The sequence below is a fragment of the Roseibium sp. AS2 genome (genome assembly GCF_038900065.1).
GTDB lineage: Bacteria > Pseudomonadota > Alphaproteobacteria > Rhizobiales > Stappiaceae > Roseibium.
This window is the reverse complement of the sequence record NZ_JBBMQN010000009.1, coordinates 199,580-220,867: the sequence shown is the minus strand read 5'-3', so window position 1 is coordinate 220,867 and position 21,288 is coordinate 199,580. Positions and strand designations below refer to the sequence as shown.

The 21,288-nt window shown below is 63.5% G+C and carries 18 protein-coding genes; 12 read left to right on the top strand and 6 right to left on the bottom strand.

Annotation, left to right across the window (positions count from 1 at the left end; genetic code table 11):
* Positions 1 to 56 precede the first annotated feature (56 nt).
* Genes WNZ15_RS23545 through WNZ15_RS23530 form a run of 4 tightly spaced genes read right to left on the bottom strand, consistent with a single transcriptional unit; the run spans position 57 to position 6,968 of the window.
* The gene (locus WNZ15_RS23545) at positions 57 to 2,132 is read right to left on the bottom strand and encodes a hypothetical protein (protein ID WP_342895479.1); all 2,076 of its coding nucleotides are present in this window, start codon (positions 2,130 to 2,132) and stop codon (positions 57 to 59) included.
* 16 nt (positions 2,133 to 2,148) lie between these two features.
* Complete coding sequence (locus WNZ15_RS23540; RefSeq protein ID WP_342895478.1) at positions 2,149 to 4,968, bottom strand: DUF4159 domain-containing protein; 2,820 nt, start codon at positions 4,966 to 4,968, stop codon at positions 2,149 to 2,151.
* A gap of 3 nt (positions 4,969 to 4,971) precedes the next feature.
* Entirely contained in the window at positions 4,972 to 5,895 is a 924-nt protein-coding gene (locus WNZ15_RS23535; RefSeq protein ID WP_342895477.1) for a DUF58 domain-containing protein, read from the bottom strand.
* Between the two features lie 53 nt (positions 5,896 to 5,948).
* Positions 5,949 to 6,968, bottom strand: coding sequence for a MoxR family ATPase (locus WNZ15_RS23530; protein WP_342895476.1), 1,020 nt, complete (start codon positions 6,966 to 6,968; stop codon positions 5,949 to 5,951).
* Positions 6,969 to 7,263: 295 nt separating this feature from the next.
* Here WNZ15_RS23530 and WNZ15_RS23525 point away from each other — a divergent pair, with 295 nt between their 5' ends.
* The 5 genes from WNZ15_RS23525 to WNZ15_RS23505 all read left to right on the top strand — a co-directional run bounded on the left by WNZ15_RS23525 (position 7,264) and on the right by WNZ15_RS23505 (position 11,361).
* Positions 7,264 to 7,884 (top strand): DUF1285 domain-containing protein, encoded by a 621-nt coding sequence (locus WNZ15_RS23525; RefSeq protein WP_342895475.1) that lies wholly within the window; start codon positions 7,264 to 7,266, stop codon positions 7,882 to 7,884.
* Positions 7,885 to 7,963: 79 nt separating this feature from the next.
* On the top strand, positions 7,964 to 8,611 hold the full coding sequence (locus tag WNZ15_RS23520; RefSeq protein WP_342895474.1) for a CoA pyrophosphatase: 648 nt from the start codon (positions 7,964 to 7,966) through the stop codon (positions 8,609 to 8,611).
* Positions 8,611 to 8,871 (top strand): DUF6111 family protein, encoded by a 261-nt coding sequence (locus WNZ15_RS23515; protein ID WP_342895473.1) that lies wholly within the window; start codon positions 8,611 to 8,613, stop codon positions 8,869 to 8,871. The genes WNZ15_RS23520 and WNZ15_RS23515 overlap by 1 nt, the downstream gene beginning before the upstream one ends.
* 4 nt (positions 8,872 to 8,875) lie before the next feature.
* Positions 8,876 to 10,135, top strand: coding sequence for a CCA tRNA nucleotidyltransferase (locus tag WNZ15_RS23510; protein ID WP_342895472.1), 1,260 nt, complete (start codon positions 8,876 to 8,878; stop codon positions 10,133 to 10,135).
* 209 nt (positions 10,136 to 10,344) lie between these two features.
* The gene (locus WNZ15_RS23505; RefSeq protein WP_342895471.1) at positions 10,345 to 11,361 is read left to right on the top strand and encodes an HD domain-containing phosphohydrolase; all 1,017 of its coding nucleotides are present in this window, start codon (positions 10,345 to 10,347) and stop codon (positions 11,359 to 11,361) included.
* 28 nt (positions 11,362 to 11,389) lie between these two features.
* Here the strand turns inward: WNZ15_RS23505 and hemF are convergent, their stop codons facing one another.
* Together hemF and WNZ15_RS23495 are read right to left on the bottom strand one after the other, a co-directional pair.
* The gene (gene hemF / locus WNZ15_RS23500; RefSeq protein ID WP_342895470.1) at positions 11,390 to 12,340 is read right to left on the bottom strand and encodes an oxygen-dependent coproporphyrinogen oxidase; all 951 of its coding nucleotides are present in this window, start codon (positions 12,338 to 12,340) and stop codon (positions 11,390 to 11,392) included.
* A gap of 150 nt (positions 12,341 to 12,490) precedes the next feature.
* Complete coding sequence (locus tag WNZ15_RS23495; protein ID WP_342895469.1) at positions 12,491 to 12,958, bottom strand: tRNA (cytidine(34)-2'-O)-methyltransferase; 468 nt, start codon at positions 12,956 to 12,958, stop codon at positions 12,491 to 12,493.
* Positions 12,959 to 13,114: 156 nt separating this feature from the next.
* Here WNZ15_RS23495 and WNZ15_RS23490 point away from each other — a divergent pair, with 156 nt between their 5' ends.
* From WNZ15_RS23490 to WNZ15_RS23460, 7 genes are all read left to right on the top strand, one after another.
* A complete protein-coding gene (locus tag WNZ15_RS23490; protein ID WP_342895468.1) occupies positions 13,115 to 14,986 on the top strand; it encodes an ABC transporter ATP-binding protein in 1,872 nt (623 codons plus the stop codon).
* Positions 14,987 to 15,037: 51 nt separating this feature from the next.
* Positions 15,038 to 15,439 (top strand): DUF2177 family protein, encoded by a 402-nt coding sequence (locus WNZ15_RS23485; RefSeq protein WP_342895467.1) that lies wholly within the window; start codon positions 15,038 to 15,040, stop codon positions 15,437 to 15,439.
* A 381-nt stretch (positions 15,440 to 15,820) separates the two neighbouring features.
* Entirely contained in the window at positions 15,821 to 16,336 is a 516-nt protein-coding gene (locus WNZ15_RS23480) for a hypothetical protein (RefSeq protein WP_342895466.1), read from the top strand.
* Positions 16,329 to 18,167: an ABC transporter ATP-binding protein gene (locus tag WNZ15_RS23475; protein WP_342895465.1), complete on the top strand. Its 1,839-nt coding sequence runs from the start codon at positions 16,329 to 16,331 to the stop codon at positions 18,165 to 18,167. Before WNZ15_RS23480 ends, WNZ15_RS23475 begins: the two co-directional genes overlap by 8 nt.
* A 316-nt stretch (positions 18,168 to 18,483) precedes the next feature.
* Positions 18,484 to 19,044 (top strand): ubiquinol-cytochrome c reductase iron-sulfur subunit, encoded by a 561-nt coding sequence (gene petA, locus WNZ15_RS23470; protein WP_342895464.1) that lies wholly within the window; start codon positions 18,484 to 18,486, stop codon positions 19,042 to 19,044.
* Between the two features lie 25 nt (positions 19,045 to 19,069).
* Entirely contained in the window at positions 19,070 to 20,335 is a 1,266-nt protein-coding gene (locus tag WNZ15_RS23465) for a cytochrome b/b6 (RefSeq protein ID WP_342895463.1), read from the top strand.
* A gap of 30 nt (positions 20,336 to 20,365) precedes the next feature.
* Complete coding sequence (locus WNZ15_RS23460; RefSeq protein ID WP_342895462.1) at positions 20,366 to 21,250, top strand: cytochrome c1; 885 nt, start codon at positions 20,366 to 20,368, stop codon at positions 21,248 to 21,250.
* Positions 21,251 to 21,288: the final 38 nt, after the last annotated feature.

The window sequence follows — 21,288 nt, the reverse complement described above, 5'->3', positions numbered from 1 at the left end:
TGAACAGTAAACCGGGCTCAGCCTGCCCGGTTCCGAATGCCGGGATCACATGCGGTTTACCGGCCTTCCCGGTACCAGGTCAGGGAGAGGGCGCCGAGCAGGAGGACGAGGCCGAACAGGCCGATCATCAGCGGATAACGGTCGATGCCGTTCAGAACGCTGGCCTCGGTCGCCTTCAGGCCGACCCAGCCATTGCCCGCGTAGCTCGCCGACGGCCGGACGGGCACGATGCGGGGTATGTTCAACGCACCGCCGACGTCGCGCAGGCGCTCGGAAGTGCCGCCGGTGGCCTCGCTGACGGGGGCCAGCGCCTCGGGCGTCGACAACACATCGGTGTATTCGCGCGGGTTCGGCGGGCCCACGTGAATGAGTGCGCTCATCTCTCCCTCGGAAATGGAGAACAGCCCTGTTTCCGAGATCGGCAGGCCGCCGCGCCACAGGCCCGGGTCCTGTTCGCTCAAGGCGAACTCGGTGCGGTCGCCGGTCGGTGAGACCACAGTGACATCGCCGACGGACTCGCCGAGCGATTGGCGTTCGATTACCAGTTCCGAGCCGCGCAGGGAGACATTCAGCGCCTCTTCCTCCAGATCCGGCTCCTGCATCAGCCAGTGGGCCAGACGGCGCAACAGCGGCACATGGGGGCCGCCGCCCTCGAAACCGCGCGCCCACAGCCAGACATGGTCTGACAGGAGCATGGCCACCCGGCCTTCACCTTCCCGGTTGAGGACCAGAAGCGGCGTGTCGCTCGGGCCGGACATCAGTTCCTGGCCGGCATCGAGTTCCGTGTCGACCGCGCGGAACCACCGGCTCCAGGCGGGGGGATCCTGTTCGGAACCGGGCAGTCCCCGGGTCACCGGGTGGCGCTCGCCAAGATGGGCCAGGGTTGCGTGAAAGGGTTGTTCAAGGATGGTTCCGGTGGGCCGTGCCGGAAGGATCGAGGCCAGTGGTGTGCGGTACAGACTGCCGCCTTCGGCGTAGTCGGGGCCGCCGGCCAGAAGGACCGCGCCGCCGTTGCGGACATAACGCGCGATGTTGTCGAAATAGAGCATCGGCAGAACATTGCGGCGCACGTAGCGGTCGAAGATGATCAGGTCGAATTCGTCGATCTTGACGGAAAACAGTTCGCGGGTCGGAAAGGCGATCAGCGACAACTGGTTGATCGGCGTGCCGTCCTGCTTTTCCGGCGGGCGCAGAATGGTGAAATGGACGAGATCGACGGAGGCATCGGATTTCAGGAGATTGCGCCACGTGCGCTCGCCGGCATGGGGCGAGCCGGACACCAGCAGAACGCGCAGGTTCTCACGAATGCCGTCGATGGTGACGACGGCCCGGTTGTTGAGCGTTGTCAGTTCGCCTGAAAGCGGCGCTGCCTCGAACTCGAAAATGTTGTCGCCGCCATGGGCGATCTCGACGGGAATGTCGATCTTTTCACCGGTACGGGCCATCCGCTCGGTGACGATGTCGCCGTCGCGTTTCACGCTCAGGCGCACCTGGTCGCCCGGACCGGTGCCCCGGCCCTGATCAACCACGGTCAGGCTGACCGTTTCCTCGGAGCCCACGAGCCCGAAACGGGGCGTCTTTTCAAGGACGATGCGGCGGTCGAGCTCTCCCACCTCGCCGGTGATGAGGCCGTGGACGGGCGCGTCGAAGCCGAGCGACCCGGCGCTTTCCGGAATATCGTGGATCTGGCCATCGGTGATGATGATGGCGCCGCCGACACGTTCCGGCGGAACGTCCGCGAGCCCGCTGGACAACGTCTGGAAAACCTGGGTGCCGTCTCCGCTGCCTGAATTGCGGGCCTCCAGAACACGCAGGTCAAATCCCTCGAGTGCCTCCACCCGGCGCCGGACTTCGGCGGCGGTCTCCTCGGTGGTCGTCTCGCGTCCGCCAAGCCGCTGGCTCTGGCTCTTGTCGACGACGAGCGCGACGACGCTGGAGAGCGGTTCCCGCTCCTCCCGCTCGATGGCGGGATTGGCGAGGGCCAGCAGCAACAGGGCCATGGTCAGCGAGCGCAGCAGCCAGCCGCGCAGCTTGAGAAAGCCCGACAGGCCGGTGAGCAGCACCGTGACGACGGCGCCGGCAGCGAGCGCCCACAGGGGCAAAAGCGGATCGAAGGAGAGTGACCAGACCATAGGTTTCAGTTTTCTCCTATTGTCCGAGCCGTTCGAGCAGGGCGGGAATGTGGACCTGATCGGCCTTGTAGTTGCCGGTCAGGCTGTACATGACGATGTTGACACCGGAGCGGAAGGCGTAGTCGCGCTGCACCGGGTTGTTGGGCACGGTCGGATACATGAATTCTCCCGTATTGGTGATCGCCCAGGCGGCGGCGAAGTCGTTGCCGGTGATCAGGATCGGGGAAACGCCATCGCCCGCGCGCACGGGGCGATCGCCGCGGGCGGTGATTTCCTCCAGGCTTTCGACCCACAGCGGGCTGGTGGCGTAGCGTCCGGGAAAGGTGTCGAGCAGATAGAAGGCTTTTGTCAGCACGTGATCGGGCGGCACCGGCTCGAGGGGCGGCACATCGAGATCCTCTAGGATCTCGCGCAGCTTGAGGGTTGCCGGTGTGGAGGAAAAACCGCTGGCCGAGGCGCTGATATGGTCGCGGGTGTCGAACAGGATCGTGCCGCCATTGCGCATGAAGGTGTCGATGCGGGCGATCGTCCTGTCGTCGGGTTTGTCCGCGGCCGGATCGATCGGCCAGTAAAGCAGGGAATAGAAGGCCAGTTCGTCGCTATCGATGTTCAGCCCGTTCGGTGATCCGGGCTCCAGGGCGGTGCGCTCGGACAGAAACTGGGAGAGCCCGGAAAGGCCCGCCGCGCTGGCGTCGTCGATCTCCGGATTGCCGGTCAGCACATAGGCCAGCCGGGTGTCCAGTGTCGATTCCAGCGCATCCAGATCGCTGGAGGCCGACTGGGCGTCGGCCGGGCCCAGGGCGGGGCCCAGCAGCAGGGCTGCGCCGATCATCACGGCGACGGCGGCGCTGCTGCCGTGGCCGCGCAGGCCGACCCGGCCGAGACCGCCCGCAAGAAGGAAGACGGCGATGGCATCGGCGATCATGAGAAGGAAGGCCAACGTGAAGAAAGCGGATCTGAGATCCAGCGGATCGGTGGCCGGGTAGGGCGTTTCGCTTGCGTTGCCGCCGAGCAAGCTGAGGTCAAGAGGGGCCAGTTCGTCCTCCTTTTCCATCAGGTTGAGGGCCCTGAAGCCGTCTTCCGTGCCGTAAAGGCCCGGGGGGGTGCGGCGGCTGGCGGCAGCTTGCTGGAAGGCGATCGCGCTGACGGGGGTGACTTCCACCGGAGGCGAGCCGAAACGTCCAAAGCCGTCCAGCAGCCTGAGCGGCGGCAACACGCTTGTCGTCGAGCTGCCGTCTTCCGGAGATTCGGAAGCGGCAACCACATTGGACACCGAAAGAACACGGCGCAGCATGTTGAGGAAAACGCCTGACAGGGGCAGGTTGGACCAGGAACTGTCCGCCGTGACATGAAACAGCACCAGAGTGCCGGCACCGACCTGTGAGGCCGTCACCAGCGGGGTGCCGTCCTCCAGCATGGCCCAGGTCCGGTCGGGAAGATCGGAGGTCGGTTCCGCCAGCACCTGCCGGGTCACGGTGACCTCCTCGGGTGTCTTCAAGCCGGCGAACGGGGAGCCCTCGGGAAAATCGGCCAGATGCTGCGGCTGTTTCCAGCTGAGCGATCCGCCGAGCGACCGGTCGCCCGCCCTGAGGCGCACGGGGATGAGATCGTCGCTGCCGCCGGCGGTCTTGGGACCGGCGAACCGAACCAGTGTGCCGCCGTTCCGGATCCAGTCCCGGAGCATCTCCGTGGTGGTGTCGGGCAGCCGGCCGACATCCGCCAGCACGAGCACGGAAATGCCCTGGTCGATCAGAGACGGCACGGCTTCGGCAATGTCGCTGACCCGTGGCCGCCGGATGTCGGAGAACGGCAGCAGCGCCCGTTCCAGATAATAGACCGGCGACAGCAGCGGCTGGTCCAGATCGCCGGACTGGCCGGAAATCAGGCCGACCGTGCGGCGGCGCCAGCTGTCGTCCACCAGTTGAACCGCGCCCGCGGCCGCCTCGCCCGAAATTTCAACCCGGGCAATGTCGTTGCGCAGTTCTGTCGGCAATTCGAAGCGGGCTTCGGTTTCCGTCGCGCCGGCTGTGAAACTGGCCGGCACTTCGCCGAGCACGAGACCTTTCAGATCCAGGGCCCTGATATTTGCCGTTCCGAGCTTCTGGTCCGGATGCCGCACCACTGTCAGGGACAGGGCCTCGGCATCGTTCCTCAGGTCTTTCAGTCCCATCGGGGTGTCGAGACCGGTGAACACCGTGATGGGGGCGTCACCCGCAATAGCGGCGAGGTCCCGAACAAAAGCCCCGCTCGAGCGGACACCGTCCGACAGCCATATGATCGCACCCGGCGGGTTGCTTTGCGCCGCCTTGCGCAGGCCGATGCTGAGTTCCGCGCGCTGCGGCGGATAGGGGCGCGGCTGGAGGGCGCGCAGCTTTTCCAGCGCTGCGGTCGCGGCCTCCGGTGCGAAGGCCTGTCCGGGGCCTTCCGCGGTGGCGGCGAACAGGAGCGGCCGGCCTTCCTGCTCGGCGGAGGTCAGGATCTGTTCGGCGGCGCCGGTCTGGGCGTCCCAGGCCTTCGCAGATGTCCAGCCGTTGTCGATGAGAACCCACAACACACCGTCTTGGGTCTGCACGGGTTCGGGCGAGCGCCAGATCGGGCCGGCGAGGGCGATGATCAGCAGCGCCGCCAGCATCAGGCGCAACAGCGTCAGCCACCAGGGACTGCGCTGGGGCGTCTGCTCGTGCTGGTCGATGCCCAGCAGCAGGCGGGTCGGCGGAAAGCGGATTTCCCGCGGGCGCGGCGGGGTCAGACGCAGCAGCCACCAGATGACCGGCAGCAAGGCGAGCGCGGCCAGGATCCAGGGCGTGATGAAGGTCAGGGGCAGGCCTGCGAACACGGCTCAGGCACCTCCGCTTTGCATGACATCCTGTGCGCCGGACAGCGCACTGTGCAAGACCAGCAGCGGTTCCGATGCCGGGCGGTCGGTATGATGCAGAAAATAGGTCCAGCCGGCCCGGCGGGCCATGTCGCGCACTTCCGCGCGGTGGGCTTCCAGCCTGTTCTGGTAGTCCTCGCGCCATTGTTCCGCGCGCCCGGCCGTCAGGCGGAGACCCAGTTCGGGGTCGGAGAACTCGATCCGCCCGTCAAAGGGAAAGGTTTCCTCGATCGGGTCGAGCACCTGGACGAGATGCCCGCGCGCGCCGGTCGCGGCCACGCGGGAAATCCAGGCGGCGATGTCCTCAAGCGGATCCAGAAAGTCCGACACGACGACCACATCGGCGAAGCGTTTCACCGAAGCGGTATCGGGCAGGGCGACCGGCTTCGACAGATGTGCCAGCGCATCGGCAAGGCGCTCGGCGGCCCGCCGGTCCGAAAAGGCGCGGGTCAGACCCGGCAGGCCGATCCGCTCGCCGGTCTCCGCCAGCATGTCGGCCATGGCGAGCATGAGCACGATGGCGCGGTCGCGTTTGGTGACATTCGACAGGCGCGAGCGGAACACCATGGAGGGCGACAGGTCGGCCCAGAGCCAGACCGTGTGGGCCGCCTCCCATTCGCGCTCGCGCACATAAAGATGATCGTCGCGGGCGGAGCGGCGCCAGTCGATGCGCTTGGCGGGCTCGCCCATGTTGAATGGCCGGAACTGCCAGAAGCTTTCGCCCGGCCCCGCCCGGCGGCGCCCGTGCCAGCCGGCGATGATCGAACTGGCGACATGGCTTGCCTCCACCAGCAGGGCAGGCAAGGCGTCGGCGACCGACCGGGCCTCGCCGATGACGTTCGGCCATGTTGCCGGGTCAAGGCCTGCGTTGGTGCTGGGGGCGTCCATGCATTCTCTCTCCTGGTGCGGTCACGACGCGAAACGGGGCGAAGCCGGGCGTGTCAGGCGATCTGCTCTTTCACCCTGCGCACGACGTCGCGCACAGTGTGGCCATCCGCGCGCGCGGCGAAGGTCAGGGCCATGCGGTGTTGAAGAACCGGTTCGGCCAGTGCCAGGACATCGTCGACGGAGGGAGCAAGCCGGCCGTCGACCAGGGCGCGGGCGCGCACGGTCAGCATCAGCGCCTGGCTCGCGCGCGGGCCCGGTCCCCAGGCAATCAGCCGGGTGACATCCGAGGTGCCGCCGCCGTCTTCGGGCCTTGCGGACCGGACGAGCTTCAGGATGGCCTCCACGACGGTTTCGCCGACGGGCATGCGGCGCACGAGCTGTTGGTACTCCTGCAGTTCCGCAGCGGTCATGGCGACCTGGGCCTGGGCCTGGTCGGCTCCCGTGGTTTCCACAAGGATGCGCCGCTCGGCTTCCAGGTCCGGGTAATGCACGTCGATCTGCATCAGAAAGCGGTCGAGCTGGGCCTCGGGCAGCGGATAGGTGCCTTCCTGCTCAAGCGGGTTCTGGGTCGCGAGCACATGGAACGGACGCGGCAGGTCGTGGGGATGACCGGCGACGGTGACATGGTATTCCTGCATGGCCTGCAGCAGGGCGGACTGGGTGCGCGGGCTGGCGCGGTTGATTTCATCGGCCATCAGCAATTGCGAGAACACGGGTCCGGGAAGGAAGCGGAACGAACGGTTGCCGTCGGCGCTCTGCTCCATCACCTCGGCTCCGAGAATGTCGGAAGGCATCAGGTCCGGCGTGAACTGGATCCGGCGCGCATCCAGGCCCAGAACGGTGCCGAGCGTTTCCACCAGTTTGGTCTTGGCGAGGCCGGGAACGCCGACCAGCAGACCGTGGCCGCCGGCCAGGATGGTGACGATCGACTGCTCGACGACCTTTTCCTGACCAAAGATGATCCGGGCAATATCCGTCTTGGCATCGTTGATCCGGCTCACCGCACGCTCGGCGTTTTCGGCAACGGCGGCGAGGTCTTCTTCGCTGGGGCTTGTGTGAGAAACAACGCTCATGAAACACCTTTCCCGTAAAAATCGTTCGGCTTCCAGACACGGCGCCCGGATCCCGCTTCGAGCTTTTTGGGCCCGCATCCCCGGTTGCTGCGACTCTTCCAGTCTGACACCATATAATTCAGTACATAAGGCGCAATTGTGCGCCATACAGTGGAAAGCGCCAAGATTCTTTCCTGCGCTGGGGAAAAGGTGGGGCCCCGGAAGACGGGGTCTCGGGTGAAAGCGATCTGCCCGGCCCGGGAATTGTCAGATTTTCCGGTGGGCCGAATTGAAAAAGACCAAAGCGAGGAGAACAATGGCGGAAAATCCGGCGAATTCGCAGGCGGGAATGCCGGAAGGTCTGAAGGCGCTGATGAGCCGTGCGCATGCCGGTGACAGGTCGCCGCCGCCTGTGGACAAGTGGAATCCGCCGTTTTGCGGGGATCTGGATATCAGGATCGCCCGGGACGGCACCTGGTTCTATCTCGGCACGCCGATCGGCCGGCCTGCGCTGGTCCGGCTGTTCGCCTCGGTGCTGCGCAAGGACGCAGACGGCAGGCACTACCTGGTGACACCGGTGGAGAAAATCGGCATCACCGTTGACGACGCCCCGCTGCTTGCCGTGGAAATGGCGGTCGAGACGGCCGGCGAGGGACGGCCGGAAACCCGGTTGCTGACAGTGCGTACAAATCTGGGTGATCTCGTGAAGATCGGGCCGGAGCACCCGCTCAGGTTCGAAAAAGAACCGGACAGCGGTGGACTGAAACCCTATGTTCTGGTCAGGGGGCGGCTGGAGGCCTTGTTCACCAGAGCCCTGATGTACCAGTTGGCGGACCTGATGGAAGTGCGTGGCAGCGATGACGACATGGAGACGGGGGTCTGGAGCGGTGGACGGTTTTTCGCGGTCAGTCCCGAGCTCATGGACGGTGCGGTGTGACTTTCCAAAGGAACTGCGGGCCAACGGAACTACGGGGTGACCGGATGACGACAAACAAACGACCGGATGACGCGACCGCATGACAGCACCGCTGACAAGAGACAGGTTCGAGCTGACCGACTGGTCGCACCGGCTGCGCGAGACCCTCAAGGAAACCGCCGGCAGCCCTGTCGAGGAAACCGGCGATCATGTGCTCAATCCGGATCTGGGCCCCTACGCCAGGTGGGACGGGCCGCCGCGTGAGGCGGCTGTCCTGATCGGTATTCTGGACCGCGACGACGGGCCCAGTGTCGTGCTGACGCAGCGGACCGGGCACCTCAAGTCCCATGCCGGCCAGGTGGCTTTCCCGGGCGGCAAGATCGATCCTGTCGACAGCGGCCCCGTTGCCGCGGCGTTGCGCGAGGCGGATGAAGAGATCGGCCTCACGCCGACGCGGGTGGAAACGCTCGGCAATCTTGCTCCCTATCTGACCGGATCCGGCTACCGGGTCGTTCCGGTGGTCGGGGTGATCAGCGGCGACGCGCCCTTCCTGCCGAATCCGGGCGAGGTCGAGGCTGTCTTCGAAGTGCCGCTGGGGTTCCTGATGGATCCTGCAAACCACCAGAAGCTCAGCCGTGAATGGCAGGGCCGACAGAGATACTTTTATGCCATGCCCTTCGGTGAGCGCCATATATGGGGCGTCACCGCGGGGATTATCCGCTCCTTGTACGAAACGGTCTATCGCTGATGCTTCGTGTTTTTCTGGCACATCTGCTGCTGTTCCTGCTGCCTTTTTTCGGTTACGCGCTCTGGCTCTGGATGAGCCAGAAGAGCAACCATCCGGAACGCTGGTCGCGGGGACCGATCGCCTGGCTCACCTTCGCCGGGCTCGCCCTGGTCATCGCGGGCCTTGTAAGCATGGCGACGCTCGGCAAGAGCCCGGAAGAAGCCAACTTCATTCCCTCCCATATGCGCGATGGCGTGTTTGTCCCGGGCCGGTTCGAATAGAGGCATGACCGCAGACGTCAATCATATGCTCGGCCGGGCCGACTGGCTGAACACGCCAGGCATCCAGGCGGTGTTTTCCGCCCTCGAACTGGAGGGCGACCAGGCCCGCGTGGTCGGAGGCGCGGTCCGCAACACGCTGCTGGGGCATCCGGTGCCAGACATCGATATCGCGACCACGGCGCGGCCCGAAACCGTCATGCAGCGTGCGCTCGACGCGGGCCTGAAGCCTGTGGGCACAGGCATCGACCACGGTACGGTGACCGTGATCAGCCGCGGGGTTCCCTATGAAGTCACCACGCTTCGCCAGGATGTGGAGACCTTCGGGCGTCAGGCGAAGGTGGTGTTCGGGAGGGACTGGGTCCGGGACGCGGAGCGCCGGGACTTCACCTTGAATGCCCTCTATTCGGACCGTCGGGGCCACCTGTTCGATCCGCTCGGCGGACTGGCGGACTGCCTGGCCCGCCGGGTCCGCTTTATCGGGGATCCGGACAGCAGGATCAGGGAGGACTATTTGCGCATTCTGCGGTTCTTCCGGATTTATGCAGCCTATGGTGAAGGCGACATCGATGCGGCGGGGCGCGACGCGTGTCTGCGCCAGCGCGACGGCCTGCGGCACTTGTCCGGGGAACGGATCGGACACGAGATGCGGCGCCTGCTGCGTGCGCCCCTGGCGGCGGCGGCGCTCCGGATGATGAACGACAGCGGTCTCTGGGAAATCGCCACGGGTGGCCTTGCCCGCATCGAGGACTATTGCGCCCTGCGCGGGCTGGCTCCGTTCGCTCCGGACGTGTCCGACCCTGAACTGGGCCTCGTGGTTCTGGGCGGTTTCGTGCGCGAGGATCTTGAGCGGATCTGCGACCGCCTCCGGCTGTCGAATGCCGAACGCAACAGGATGCGGACGGCGTGGGCGGCAATGAAATTTCTGCGCCAGTCGGCGGATCCCACGGCGCCCCCGCCGGATGCACGGGACATGATCTACGAATTCGGACGTCAAGGCGCCGTTGACGGGTTGCTGGCGCACTGGGCCTTCCGGAAGGCGCAAGGGACGCCGCCGCCGGAGGATGACTGGCGCGAACTGCTCGAGCGTGTGCGGCAGGCGCCGCTGCCCGCGTTTCCCGTGAAGGGGGCGGACCTGATCGCAGCCGGCCATGCGCCGGGACCGGCTCTGGGGGAGTTGCTTCAGAAGCTGGAAACCGAATGGCGCGCGAGCAAGTTTACGTTGAGTAAAGTGGATCTGGTGCTGCGCGCCGGCAGTTCGGGATAAGACAGGTCTGATTTCAGCAGTGCCGGACCGCGTCAATGCTTGGTTCATTCCTCGGGAATATAAATAGTGAAAGCGAAACTCCAATTCGATCTTTCACAGGTATCCCGACGAGGCAATGAATGGAAATCGTTCTCATTTCAGACGGGTCGCTTTCACTTGACTCACCTGTCAGGAAGTTGCCGTTTTTCTTTCCCGCACGCCTCGTAAAAATGACAGATGTTTCCTCCCGCACAGTCGGCGAGGCCCGTGTCGCGATCATCGAGCTGTTCGAGGCGAGCGATGCCGGGCTGGCGGCGTTGACGACTGCGTGGGACAGCATCGCGGAAAATCCGGTGATCTGCCTGATCTCGAAAAAGAACCGCCGCGAGGTCATTCAGGCGGCTGCGCTTGGCAAGACGGATGTTCTGGAACGGGACACACCGCTGGCGGTTCTGGTCCGCAAGATCAAGAGCGCGATGGCCGTGGACCTTGCTGCGCATGTTCCTTCCTCGGTGCCTGCCGAGACACTGGAAGCGTTTCAAAAAGGCAATGCAATGCTGGAAAGCCTGGCGTTTTCGGCCACGGAAGGCTCGAAAATCCAGATGAACCTGTTGAACGAGAGTGCCATCGAGATCCTCTCGGCCGTGACACTCTACGGCATCTCGCCCTGGCTGGACGCGATCCACACTCACCACAGTGCCACCTACAGCCATTCCCTGATGGTGGCCGGAATGGCGGGAATTTTCTCCCGGCATCTGGGCTGGAGCGAGGCCGACTGCCAGCAGGTCGTTGCCGGCGGCCTGGTGCATGACATCGGCAAGATGCGGATACCGCTGACGATCCTCGACAAGCCCGACAAGCTGACCGACGAGGAACGCCTTCTTATCGAGAAACATCCGAATTTCAGCCGTGACATTCTCAAGCCCAGGCTCGAGGTGCCTGCCGATATCAAGAGGATGGCGATCCAGCACCACGAGTATCTGGACGCAACCGGCTATCCCGACGGACTGGCGGCAGACAAGCTGACGCCGAAGGTCCGGCTGATGACGATCTGCGACATCTTCAGCGCGCTGACGGAAACGCGCTCGTACAGGGAGTGCCTGCCGACCCGGGTTGCGGTCGAGATCCTGAAGAAGATGGGCGCCAAGCTGGACCAGGACATGCTGGTCCAGTTCTGCGACATGGTGCTGGACCGCAGTTTCGGTAACATAAACCTGGACCGGGTGCGGGCGGCCGCGGACGTCTGAGCCCGAGGGCGTCTGATGCCGGCGGCGGTCATGGCCATTTCACCACGGGCGGCATCGACGACAGGATCGACGCCACGTTGCCGCCGGTCTTCAGTCCGAAGATCGTGCCACGGTCGTAAAGAAGATTGTATTCGACGTATCTGCCCCGGCGCACAAGCTGCTCCTCGCGCTCGGCATCGGTCCAGGATTTCCGGAAATTCCGCCGTACCAGGTCGGGGTAGACGTTCAGAAAGGCCAGGCCGACATCCTTCGTGAAGGCGAAGTCGGCATTCCAGTCGCCGCTGTTCAGATAGTCATAGAAGATGCCGCCGGTCCCGCGCGGCTCGTTGCGGTGCTTCAGAAAGAAGTAGTCGTCACACCAGGCCTTGTAGGCCGGGTAATCGGCGACTTCATGCGCCTCGCAGGCGGCCTGCATCGCCCGGTGGAACGTCTCTGTGTCCGGATCGTCCTGCCTGCGCCTGGCATCCAGAACCGGCGTCAGGTCGGCGCCGCCGCCGAACCACTGGCGGGTCGTGACCACCATGCGGGTGTTCATGTGCACTGCGGGCACATGCGGGTTTTGCGGATGGGCGATCAGGCTGATGCCGGCGGCCCAGAACCTGGGATCCTCGTTGGCGCCGGGGATCTGGTTCCGGAACTCGGGCGAGAATTCTCCGTGGACCGTGGAGATATGAACGCCGGCTTTTTCAAAGACCCGGCCGTGCATCATCGACATGACGCCACCGCCGCCTTTTTCCCCGGTGCTGTCCGTCCGTTCCCAGGGCGTGCGCTGGAATCTGCCGGCGGGACGGTCGGCGAGGGGGGCTGCCTGGGACCTGGCCTGGGAACCTTTCGGGGAACCGAGTTCGTCTTCCAGGTCCTCGAAGGCCGTGCAGATCCGGTCGCGCAGCTCCTGAAACCAGTCAGGCGCGATCTTTTTCTTGTCCTCGATGGCGTCCGGGACGGGGCCGCCACGGTTTTCCGGAGAAGGTGCGTTCATGACAACGTCCTGTGGTTGAAAATTCGGGCTGCAATCACTCAGGATATAAAGAGGTCGAAATCAGCTTCTAGAGCATTTTCCGGTCATGTTGAACTATTTGATGGCTCCAGGCGGCCACCCTGGCGATGGGGCCGGCACAAGGTGCTCCGGTCAGGGAGTTCCGGGAAATGTGCCCGTTTGCCGCAGGGCTTCTCCGATCGTCATGCCCACGGCGACGGCGACGTTGATCGAGCGCATGCCCTCACTCATCGGGATCGTCAGACGCGCGTCGGCACGATCATGGACAGGGCCGGGGACACCGCTGCTTTCGCGGCCCATCAGCAGAATGTCGTTCCCGGCGAACCGAAAATCCGTATAGGCCCGGTCCGATCCGGTGGTGAGAAGGACAAGACGTCTGCCGCTGGCCGCGCGCCAGGCCTCGAACTTCTCAAACGACGTATGGCGCGTCATCGCCGCGCGCTCCAGATAGTCCATGCCGGCCCGCTTGAGGGCGCTGTCCGACACCGGAAACCCGGCGGGTTCGATGATATGGACCCGCACCCCGAGGCATGCGGCGAGGCGCAGGATGGTCCCGGTGTTCTGCGGGATGTCCGGCTGGTAGAGGGCTATGTCCGGCATGGTGTCTCAGGGTCCTCACTGGAGGGGGCTGCTTATCAACGGTTCTCCGGTTTGTCATCCTCCGGATGAAAACAGTTACATAAATTCACTGGGCCAGGCCCTGGCGGGTGCTTAGGATGGGCTCAAGATTCGCTCCTGCCCTTTTGGAGACGTCCAGTGTCCCCTTTGTTCCGCCTGTTCGAATCCTGGATCGATCCGTTCCGGGACCCGCCCGACGCCGACATGCCGCGCGGCGGCCTTGCCTTTCTGTTCCATTTCGTCCGCCAGGTGCGTTGGCCGTTCCTGGCGATGCTGGTGCTGGGCGCCGCCTCCGCCATGATCGAGGTGTCGATCGCGAATTTCCTGGGGAACATCGTCGATCTGCTGGAAAGGGGAGATCGGGAGACCTTCTTCAGCACCCATGCCTGGTCGCTGCTCGGCATGGCGTTTGTGGTGCTGGTCGTGCGCTCGATCGTCAACGCGCTGGTGTCACTGACAGAGGAACAGACAATCGTGCCCGGCTTTTTCCAGCTTGTCCGCTGGCAGGGCCATCAGCGCGTGATGAAGCAGTCCCTGGGTTACTTCCAGGACGATCTTGCCGGACGGCTGTCGCAAAAGGTCCTGCAATCTGGACTGTCCGCGGGGGACTTCATGAGCAACCTGCTCCAGGTTGCCTGGTACATCGTCGTCTATGCGGCGGCGACGCTGGTTCTCGTTTCCGAACTGGATATCCGGCTGGGGGCGCTTGTCGCGGTCTGGCTCGTGTGTTTCGGCGTGGCCGCGTGGACACTCGTGCCCCGCGTGAGAAAGGCGTCGAAGGACGTCGCCAACGCCTATTCGGGTCTTTCGGGACGTCTGGTCGATACCTACACCAATATCCAGTCCGTCAAGCTGTTCGGATCGGCGGAAGAAGAAAGCCGGGGCGCGAAGTCATCCTTCCAGTCGTTTATCGCGCGCCTGCAGGTTTTCACCCGGCTGCTGTCCTCCGTCCGCATTCTGATGAGCGTCATCAACGGCGTCATGATCGTGGCGATCTCCACCATGGCCTTGAAGGCCTGGCAGGACGGGGGCGTCAGTACGGGCCACGTGGCCTTTGCGCTCAGCCTGGTCCTGCGTCTCAATATCCTGCTCAACAGGCTGTTCAACCAGCTCAACGCGCTGTTTCGCAATTTCGGATCCCTTCAGGACAGCATGGAGACCATCGTCAAACCCATTGCCCTGTCCGATGCTCCCGGCGCCCGCGAACTGAGCGTTTCCGAGGGCGCCATCCAGTTCGAGAATATCCGCTTTCACTATGGCAAGGCGGGCGGGGTGATCGAACACCTGAACCTGGCCATCCGCCCCGGCGAACGCGTCGGGCTGGTCGGTCCCTCGGGCGCGGGCAAGACCACGCTGACCAGTCTGCTGCTCAGGTTCTTCGATGTGGAAACGGGCCGTATCCTCATTGACGGACAGGACATCCGTGAGGTGAGTCAGGAAAGCCTGCGCAGATCCATCGGCATGGTCACCCAGGACACGTCGCTGCTGCACCGCTCGATCCGGGAGAACATTCGCTACGGCCGGACTTCTGCCACCGAGGCCGAGCTTCTGGACGCGGCCGAAAAGGCACGGGCGAGCGAGTTCATCGCGCATCTGGAGGACCTGCGCGGGCGCAAGGGCTTCGACGCTTTTGTCGGCGAGCGCGGCGTCAAGCTGTCAGGCGGCCAGCGCCAGCGGATCGCCATCGCGCGGGTGCTGCTGAAGGACGCGCCGATCCTGGTGCTCGACGAGGCAACCTCGGCGCTGGATTCGGAAGTCGAGGCCGCGATCCAGCAGAATCTGGAAGGGCTCATGGCCGGAAAGACGGTGATCGCGATCGCCCACCGCCTGTCGACGATCGCGGCCATGGACCGGCTGATCGTCATGGACGCGGGCCGGATCGTGCAACAGGGTCCGCACGACAAGCTGCTGGAAGACGAGACCGGTCTCTACGCGCAACTGTGGCACCGCCAGTCCGGCGGATTTCTCGAAGACAACGCGGCGCCGGACCGCGAGCCGGCAAAAAGCTGATCCGGAGCCGTGCCGGGGGCGTAGATCACAGGCATTGCATCAGAGGAAATCATGCCCCAGCTTGTCATCGCTTATTTCGCGACTGCCCTGGTTTTTCTGGCCATCGACTTCGTGTGGCTGACCCAGGTGGCCACACGGTTCTATTACGACCGTCTCGGTCACCTGCTGATGGACAAGCCCAACCTGGTGGCCGCCGGCCTGTTCTATATCCTTTACGTCGTGGGCATCGTGGTGTTCGCCGTGGCTCCCGCGCTCAAGGGCGAGAGCATCGCCACCGCCCTGATCTATGGTGCCCTGTTCGGCTTCTTCACCTATGCGACCTATGACCTCACCAACTTCGCCACCCTCAGGAACTGGCCGCTTGCCGTTGTCGCGGTGGACGTTGCCTGGGGGACCTTCCTGGCGGGTTTTTCCGCGGGGGCGGGCTATTACCTGACGCGGCTGGTTTCCTAGACGCGGCCATAGTGTCTCCGGACCGGCACAAATCACGTCCGGGCGCGTGGCTGAACCGGGCGTGGAAGCGATGTTGCTGTTGGGCAACAGGTCGCGTGCCGATGCTGCGAAATGTCGCATTTGCCCTTTCCAAATGCGCGATAAGCGGGTACCAAGCGCCATCGACTTCGAAGAAGTTGGTGCAACTTTGGCCAGCGACCGCCCGGTCGCACAATCAGGAGGGCGTTACATGACAGATCATCGCATGATCAATCCATTCGCGACCCTCGCAGGTTGTCGCCAAGGTTCTTCCCGCCTCCGCTAAGAGGCCTGGAACTTTTCAAACTTTTTCCTGACGTCACGCTTAAGCCGCTCACCGTGGCTGCATGACCTTGTCACGGCATGTCCGCCGGCGTCGGTTCGCAATTTCCAGATATTTGGAGCATTCCAATGTCTTTCCAAGATCCCTTCGGCCCCTTCCGGGCCGACTTCGGGCCGGACCTTATCCGCGACGACCTGGTGAAGGTGCGGGGTGTCGACGGTCATTTTGCAGCCCCGGATTTTCAGGTCCGGGACAAGAGCCGTTTTCGACGGGTCAAAGTTGTCCTGCTGTTCGCAGCGGCCACTGCGGCTTTGACGTTTCTGCTGTTCATCCCGATTGTCTCTCTTGAGCTGGCCTCCGTCGAGAGCGTGGCGGTTCACGGAAAAACCCTCACGGCGGCCGAATATGCCGACAGGCTCCGCAGCCTGTTGTTCGGCACCGCCATCTTCGCGCTCGCCGTGGTCAGTTTCATCGCATCGGCTGCAATTGCTTCCGGAGGTGTGGTGGTGCGGCCGAAAGCGGCGGGCGAGGCCGAAAGGCCTGAAAAATTCGGAAAAATGAAGCCCCTGACGGTGGGAAAGGTCCGTAATGTTTGATCGTTTCGAAAAACTCGTCGATCCGTTCGAGAAAACCGAACTCGACGTGCCGCCAAAAGGCTTCTGGGCTTTCTGCTGGTACTATACCAAACCGGTCTGGCCGATCCTGGCCGGGGTGTCCGTTCTCGGAGCGCTGATCGCGTTTCTGGAAGTGATGATCTTCACGTTTCTGGGCGAACTGGTCACCTGGCTCGGCACGGAGAACGCAGAGACGTTCTTTCAGGACAACTGGCCCCGTCTGGTGTGGATGGGGCTGGTGGTGCTCGTGCTGTTGCCGGGCTTCGCGGCGATCTGGGAGATCCTGTTCCATCAGGGCCTGATGGGTACGTATCCCATGTCGGTGCGCTGGCGCGTCCACCGGTATCTGCTGCGGCAGAGCATCTCGTTCTATCAGAACGATTTCGCCGGCCGGATCGCCAACAAGCTGATGCAGACCGCGCTTTCGGTGCGCGAAGTCGTGACCCGGATCGCCGACATCCTGGTCTATGTCACGGTCTATTTCATCGCCGCCCTGTTCGTGGTGGCGGAGGCGAGCCTCTATTTCCTGATTCCGTTCGCGGTCTGGTTTGCCTGCTACATGGTGACCATGCGGATCTTCATTCCGCGTCTGAAGAACGTTTCCAGGGAGCAGGCGGACACGCGCTCGCTCATGACCGGACATGTCGTCGATGCCTATACCAACATCTCGACGGTCAAGCTGTTCTCCCATGCCGAACGCGAGGAGGAATACGCCAAGGAGTCGATGACAGCGTTCCTGAAGACCGTTTTCCTGCAGATGCGGCTGGTCACGGGCATGAACATTTCCCTGACCGTCATCAACATGATGCTTCTGTTCGCCGTTGGCGCGATGTCGATCGGATTGTGGCAGATCGGGCGGGTCACCACCGGCGAAATCGCGGTGGCGGTCGCCCTGGTGCTCAGGTTCCAGGGCATGTCGCAATGGATCCTCTGGGAGGTCTCCGGCCTGTTCGAGAACATCGGAACGGTACAGGACGGCATCAACACCATCGCGCGTGAGCGGGATGTGGTCGATGCAAGGGACGCCGTCGGACTTGACGTGCCGTCGGGCGAAATCCGGTTCGACAAGATCTGCTTTCACTACGGCAAGCAGACGGGTGTCATCGAGGACCTGGACCTGACCATCCGCTCCGGCGAAAAAATCGGCCTGATCGGCCGGTCGGGCGCCGGCAAGTCCACGCTGGTCAACCTGTTGCTGCGGTTCTACGACCTGGAACGGGGCCGGATCCTCATCGACGGCCAGGACATCGCCAAGGTGCGCCAGGACGACATCCGCGCCAATGTCGGTGTGGTGACGCAGGACACCTCGCTGCTGCACAGGTCGATTTTCGAGAACGTTGCCTATGGCAAGCCGGATGTCGGCCGGGACGAGGTGGAGGCGGCCCTGGAGAAGGCCCATGCCCTCGACTTCGTCAGCGAGCTGACGGATCTCAACGGCCGCACCGGGCTGGATGCCCATGTGGGCGAACGGGGCGTCAAGCTCTCCGGCGGCCAGCGTCAGCGGATCGCCATCGCGCGGGTTCTGTTGAAGAACGCGCCGATCCTGGCGCTGGACGAGGCCACGTCCGCGCTCGACTCGGAGGTTGAACTGGCCATCCAGGAAAGCCTGTTCGACCTGATGGAGGGCAAGACCGTGATCGCGATTGCCCATCGGCTGTCGACGATCGCGGCCATGGACAGGCTGATCGTCATGGACAAGGGGCAAATCATCGAGGAGGGCAGCCACGGGGAACTGCTCGAGCAAAACGGCCTCTATGCCCAGCTCTGGCAGCACCAGTCCGGTGGCTTCCTGTCGTCGGTTCAGGCCGCGTGACCGGTCGAGCAGGGCCAGGAAAACGGGCAAGGCCGGGATTTCTGTGAATTCCGGACTTGCGCTCTTTCCCAAAAAAGGGGCAGAAAAGCGGCGCGGTGTCGGATTCGCCTGCGACATATGTGTTTTGAGATGTTTGTTGAACTGGACAAGCGTTTCGAAGGGTGCAAAAAGACAAACCGCTTGGCCGGTGCGGGCAACTGCCGCACCCGGTCACCGTTGAGCCCGGCATGCTTCCGCCTATCCTTTGTCTCAAGGGACAGGCCCGAACGTGAAGCGGGCTTTCGGTACAGGTAACAGGTTTCGAGAGGACGCGACCTTGGCACATACGGATCAGGCGGAACCCACCCGCCGGGATTTCCTCTACATTGCGACCGGCGCCATGGGCGTCGTGGGCGCTGGCGCGCTGGCATGGCCCTTCATCGACCAGATGAACCCGGATGCCTCCGCATTGGCGCTGGCCTCCATCGAGGTCGATGTCACCGCCGTGGAAGAGGGGCAATCAATTACAGTCAAATGGCGCGGAAAGCCGGTCTTCATCCGCAACCGCACCGAGACGGAAGTGGTGGAAGCCACCTCGGTTCCGGTCGCGGACCTTCCGGATCAGCTGGCGCGTAACGCCAACCTTCCGGACACCGCGGAAGCGACCGATGTCAACCGCGGCGTCGCGGGCAAGGAGAACTGGCTGGTTCAGGTCGGTATCTGCACCCATCTGGGCTGCGTGCCGCTCGGCGATGCCGGCGACTTCGGCGGATGGTTCTGCCCCTGTCACGGGTCCCACTACGACACCGCCGGCCGCATCCGCAAGGGCCCGGCTCCCGAGAATTTGCTGATTCCGCCGCTCGAGTTCGTCGGCGACTCGACGATCAAGATCGGCTAACGGCAAGAAATTTCAGGAGACAGCCATGGCTGGACATTCGAATTACGTACCGCAGAGCGCTGCGGCCAAGTGGCTGGAAAGCCGCCTGCCGGTCATTTCGCTCGTTCGCGGTTCCTTCGTCGATTTCCCGACGCCCAAGAATCTGAACTACTGGTGGGCCTTCGGCGGCATTCTTTTCTTCATGCTGATTGCGCAGATCATCACCGGTATCGTGCTGGCGATGCATTACACGCCGAGCGCGGGCGCCGCATTCGACAGCGTCGAGCACATCATGCGCGACGTGAATTTCGGCTGGATGCTGCGCTACCTGCACACCAACGGCGCGTCGATGTTCTTCATCGCCGTCTACATCCACATTTTCCGCGGTCTCTACTACGGCTCATACAAGGCGCCGCGCGAGATCTCGTGGATCCTCGGCGTGATCATCTTCCTGATCATGATGGGCACTGCCTTCATGGGCTACGTTTTGCCCTGGGGCCAGATGTCCTTCTGGGGCGCGACGGTGATCACCAACCTGTTCTCGGCCATTCCTCTGGTCGGCGAAGAGATCCGGACCTGGCTGTGGGGCGGCTTCGCCGTCGACAACCCGACGTTGAACCGGTTCTTCTCGCTGCACTACCTGCTGCCGTTCATGATCTTCGGCGTGGTGATCCTGCACGTCTGGGCCTTCCACACGACGGGCAACAACAACCCGACGGGCGTTCAGCCGAAGACCAAACAGGATACGGTGCCGTTCCATCCGTACTATACGATCAAGGACCTGTTCGCGATCGTGATGTTCATGATCCTGTTCGCCTGGTTCGCCTTCTACGTTCCCAACTACATGGGGCATCCGGACAACTACATCGAGGCGAACCCGCTGGTGACGCCGGCGCATATCGTGCCGGAATGGTACTTCCTGCCGTTCTACGCGATCCTGCGCGCGGTTCCGGACAAGCTCGGTGGCGTCCTGGCCATGTTCGGCGCCATCGCGATCCTGTTCGTGCTGCCCTGGCTGGACACGTCCAAGGTCCGCTCCGGCACCTTCCGTCCGCTGTTCAAGCAGTTCTTCTGGATCTTCGCCCTGAACGCGGTGATCCTGGGCTATCTCGGAGCCATGCCCGCCGAAGGCGTGTATGTCATCCTGTCCCGGATCTGCACCATCTACTATTTCGCCCACTTCCTTGTCGTCTTGCCGATGCTCGGGTTCATGGAGAAACCGCGGCCTGTGCCGGCGTCTATCTCCGAAGCGGTGCTTAAGGGTGGTTCCGGCAAACCGGCCGGTGCGGCTGCCGCGCCGGAAACGAAGTAACGCGACCCGGATCAGGAGTTAATCGAGACAATGAGCACCATGATCAAAATGGTTCGTTCCCTCGCTGCGGTGGCGGCCCTTGCCACCGCTGCCCCGGCCCTTGCCGCCGGGGACGCGCCGCACATCGAGCGCGAGCAATGGTCCTTCTCCGGCCCGTTCGGCTTCTTCGATCGCGGCCAGGTTCAGCGCGGCTTCAAGGTTTACCGCGAAGTCTGTGCGTCCTGTCACGGTCTGCGCCAGGTGGCCTTCCGCAACCTGGCCGACGATGGCGGACCGAGCTTCACCGAGGAGCAGGCGAAGCAGATCGCGTCGGAATACACCGTTGTCGACGGTCCCAATGTGGACGGCGACATGTATGAACGTCCGGGGATCCTGGCCGACAAGTTCCCATCGCCGTTCCCCAACGAAGAAGCCGCCCGCGCGTCCAACGGCGGCGCCTATCCGCCGGACTTCTCCCTGCTGGCAAAGGCCCGCGCAGGCCACCGCGGCTTCCCGTGGTTCGTCTTCGACGCGTTCACCCAGTATCAGGAACAGGGCGCGGACTACATCTACGCTCTGCTGACCAGCTATCCGGAAGAAAATCCGGCGTGTTTCGGCGAGGATTTCTCGGGCTACTACAATCCGAAATTCCTTGGCGGCTCGGTGACGGCCGAAGCATGCGCGGATGAACACCTGACGGGCGGCCCGATCGGCATGGCACCGCCGCTCTATGACGAGGCGGTTGAATACACCGACGGCACGCCGATGACCGTCGACCAGTATGCGCACGATGTTTCCGCGTTCATGATGTGGGCTGCCGAGCCCCATCTGGAAGATCGCAAGAAGATCGGCTTCCGTGTCATGATCTTCCTGATCGTGTTCGCGGGCCTGCTCTACTTCACCAAGAAGAAACTCTGGCGCAATGTTGAGCATTGATTGATCGCCGCCACAGTGCATGATGAAGCCGCCGGTTT

Bases quoted from the DNA above. Each gene is read 5' to 3' on its own strand.
- WNZ15_RS23545 (WP_342895479.1), bottom strand. From the start codon at position 2,132: ATGGTCTGGTCACTCTCCTTCGATCCGCTTTTGCCCCTGTGGGCGCTC.
- WNZ15_RS23535 (WP_342895477.1), bottom strand. From the start codon at position 5,895: ATGGACGCCCCCAGCACCAACGCAGGCCTTGACCCGGCAACATGGCCG.
- WNZ15_RS23530 (WP_342895476.1), bottom strand. From the start codon at position 6,968: ATGAGCGTTGTTTCTCACACAAGCCCCAGCGAAGAAGACCTCGCCGCC.
- WNZ15_RS23525 (WP_342895475.1), top strand. From the start codon at position 7,264: ATGGCGGAAAATCCGGCGAATTCGCAGGCGGGAATGCCGGAAGGTCTG.
- WNZ15_RS23520 (WP_342895474.1), top strand. From the start codon at position 7,964: ATGACAGCACCGCTGACAAGAGACAGGTTCGAGCTGACCGACTGGTCG.
- WNZ15_RS23515 (WP_342895473.1), top strand. From the start codon at position 8,611: ATGCTTCGTGTTTTTCTGGCACATCTGCTGCTGTTCCTGCTGCCTTTT.
- WNZ15_RS23510 (WP_342895472.1), top strand. From the start codon at position 8,876: ATGACCGCAGACGTCAATCATATGCTCGGCCGGGCCGACTGGCTGAAC.
- WNZ15_RS23505 (WP_342895471.1), top strand. From the start codon at position 10,345: ATGACAGATGTTTCCTCCCGCACAGTCGGCGAGGCCCGTGTCGCGATC.
- hemF (WP_342895470.1), bottom strand. From the start codon at position 12,340: ATGAACGCACCTTCTCCGGAAAACCGTGGCGGCCCCGTCCCGGACGCC.
- WNZ15_RS23495 (WP_342895469.1), bottom strand. From the start codon at position 12,958: ATGCCGGACATAGCCCTCTACCAGCCGGACATCCCGCAGAACACCGGG.
- WNZ15_RS23485 (WP_342895467.1), top strand. From the start codon at position 15,038: ATGCCCCAGCTTGTCATCGCTTATTTCGCGACTGCCCTGGTTTTTCTG.
- WNZ15_RS23480 (WP_342895466.1), top strand. From the start codon at position 15,821: ATGTCCGCCGGCGTCGGTTCGCAATTTCCAGATATTTGGAGCATTCCA.
- WNZ15_RS23475 (WP_342895465.1), top strand. From the start codon at position 16,329: ATGTTTGATCGTTTCGAAAAACTCGTCGATCCGTTCGAGAAAACCGAA.
- WNZ15_RS23465 (WP_342895463.1), top strand. From the start codon at position 19,070: ATGGCTGGACATTCGAATTACGTACCGCAGAGCGCTGCGGCCAAGTGG.
- WNZ15_RS23460 (WP_342895462.1), top strand. From the start codon at position 20,366: ATGAGCACCATGATCAAAATGGTTCGTTCCCTCGCTGCGGTGGCGGCC.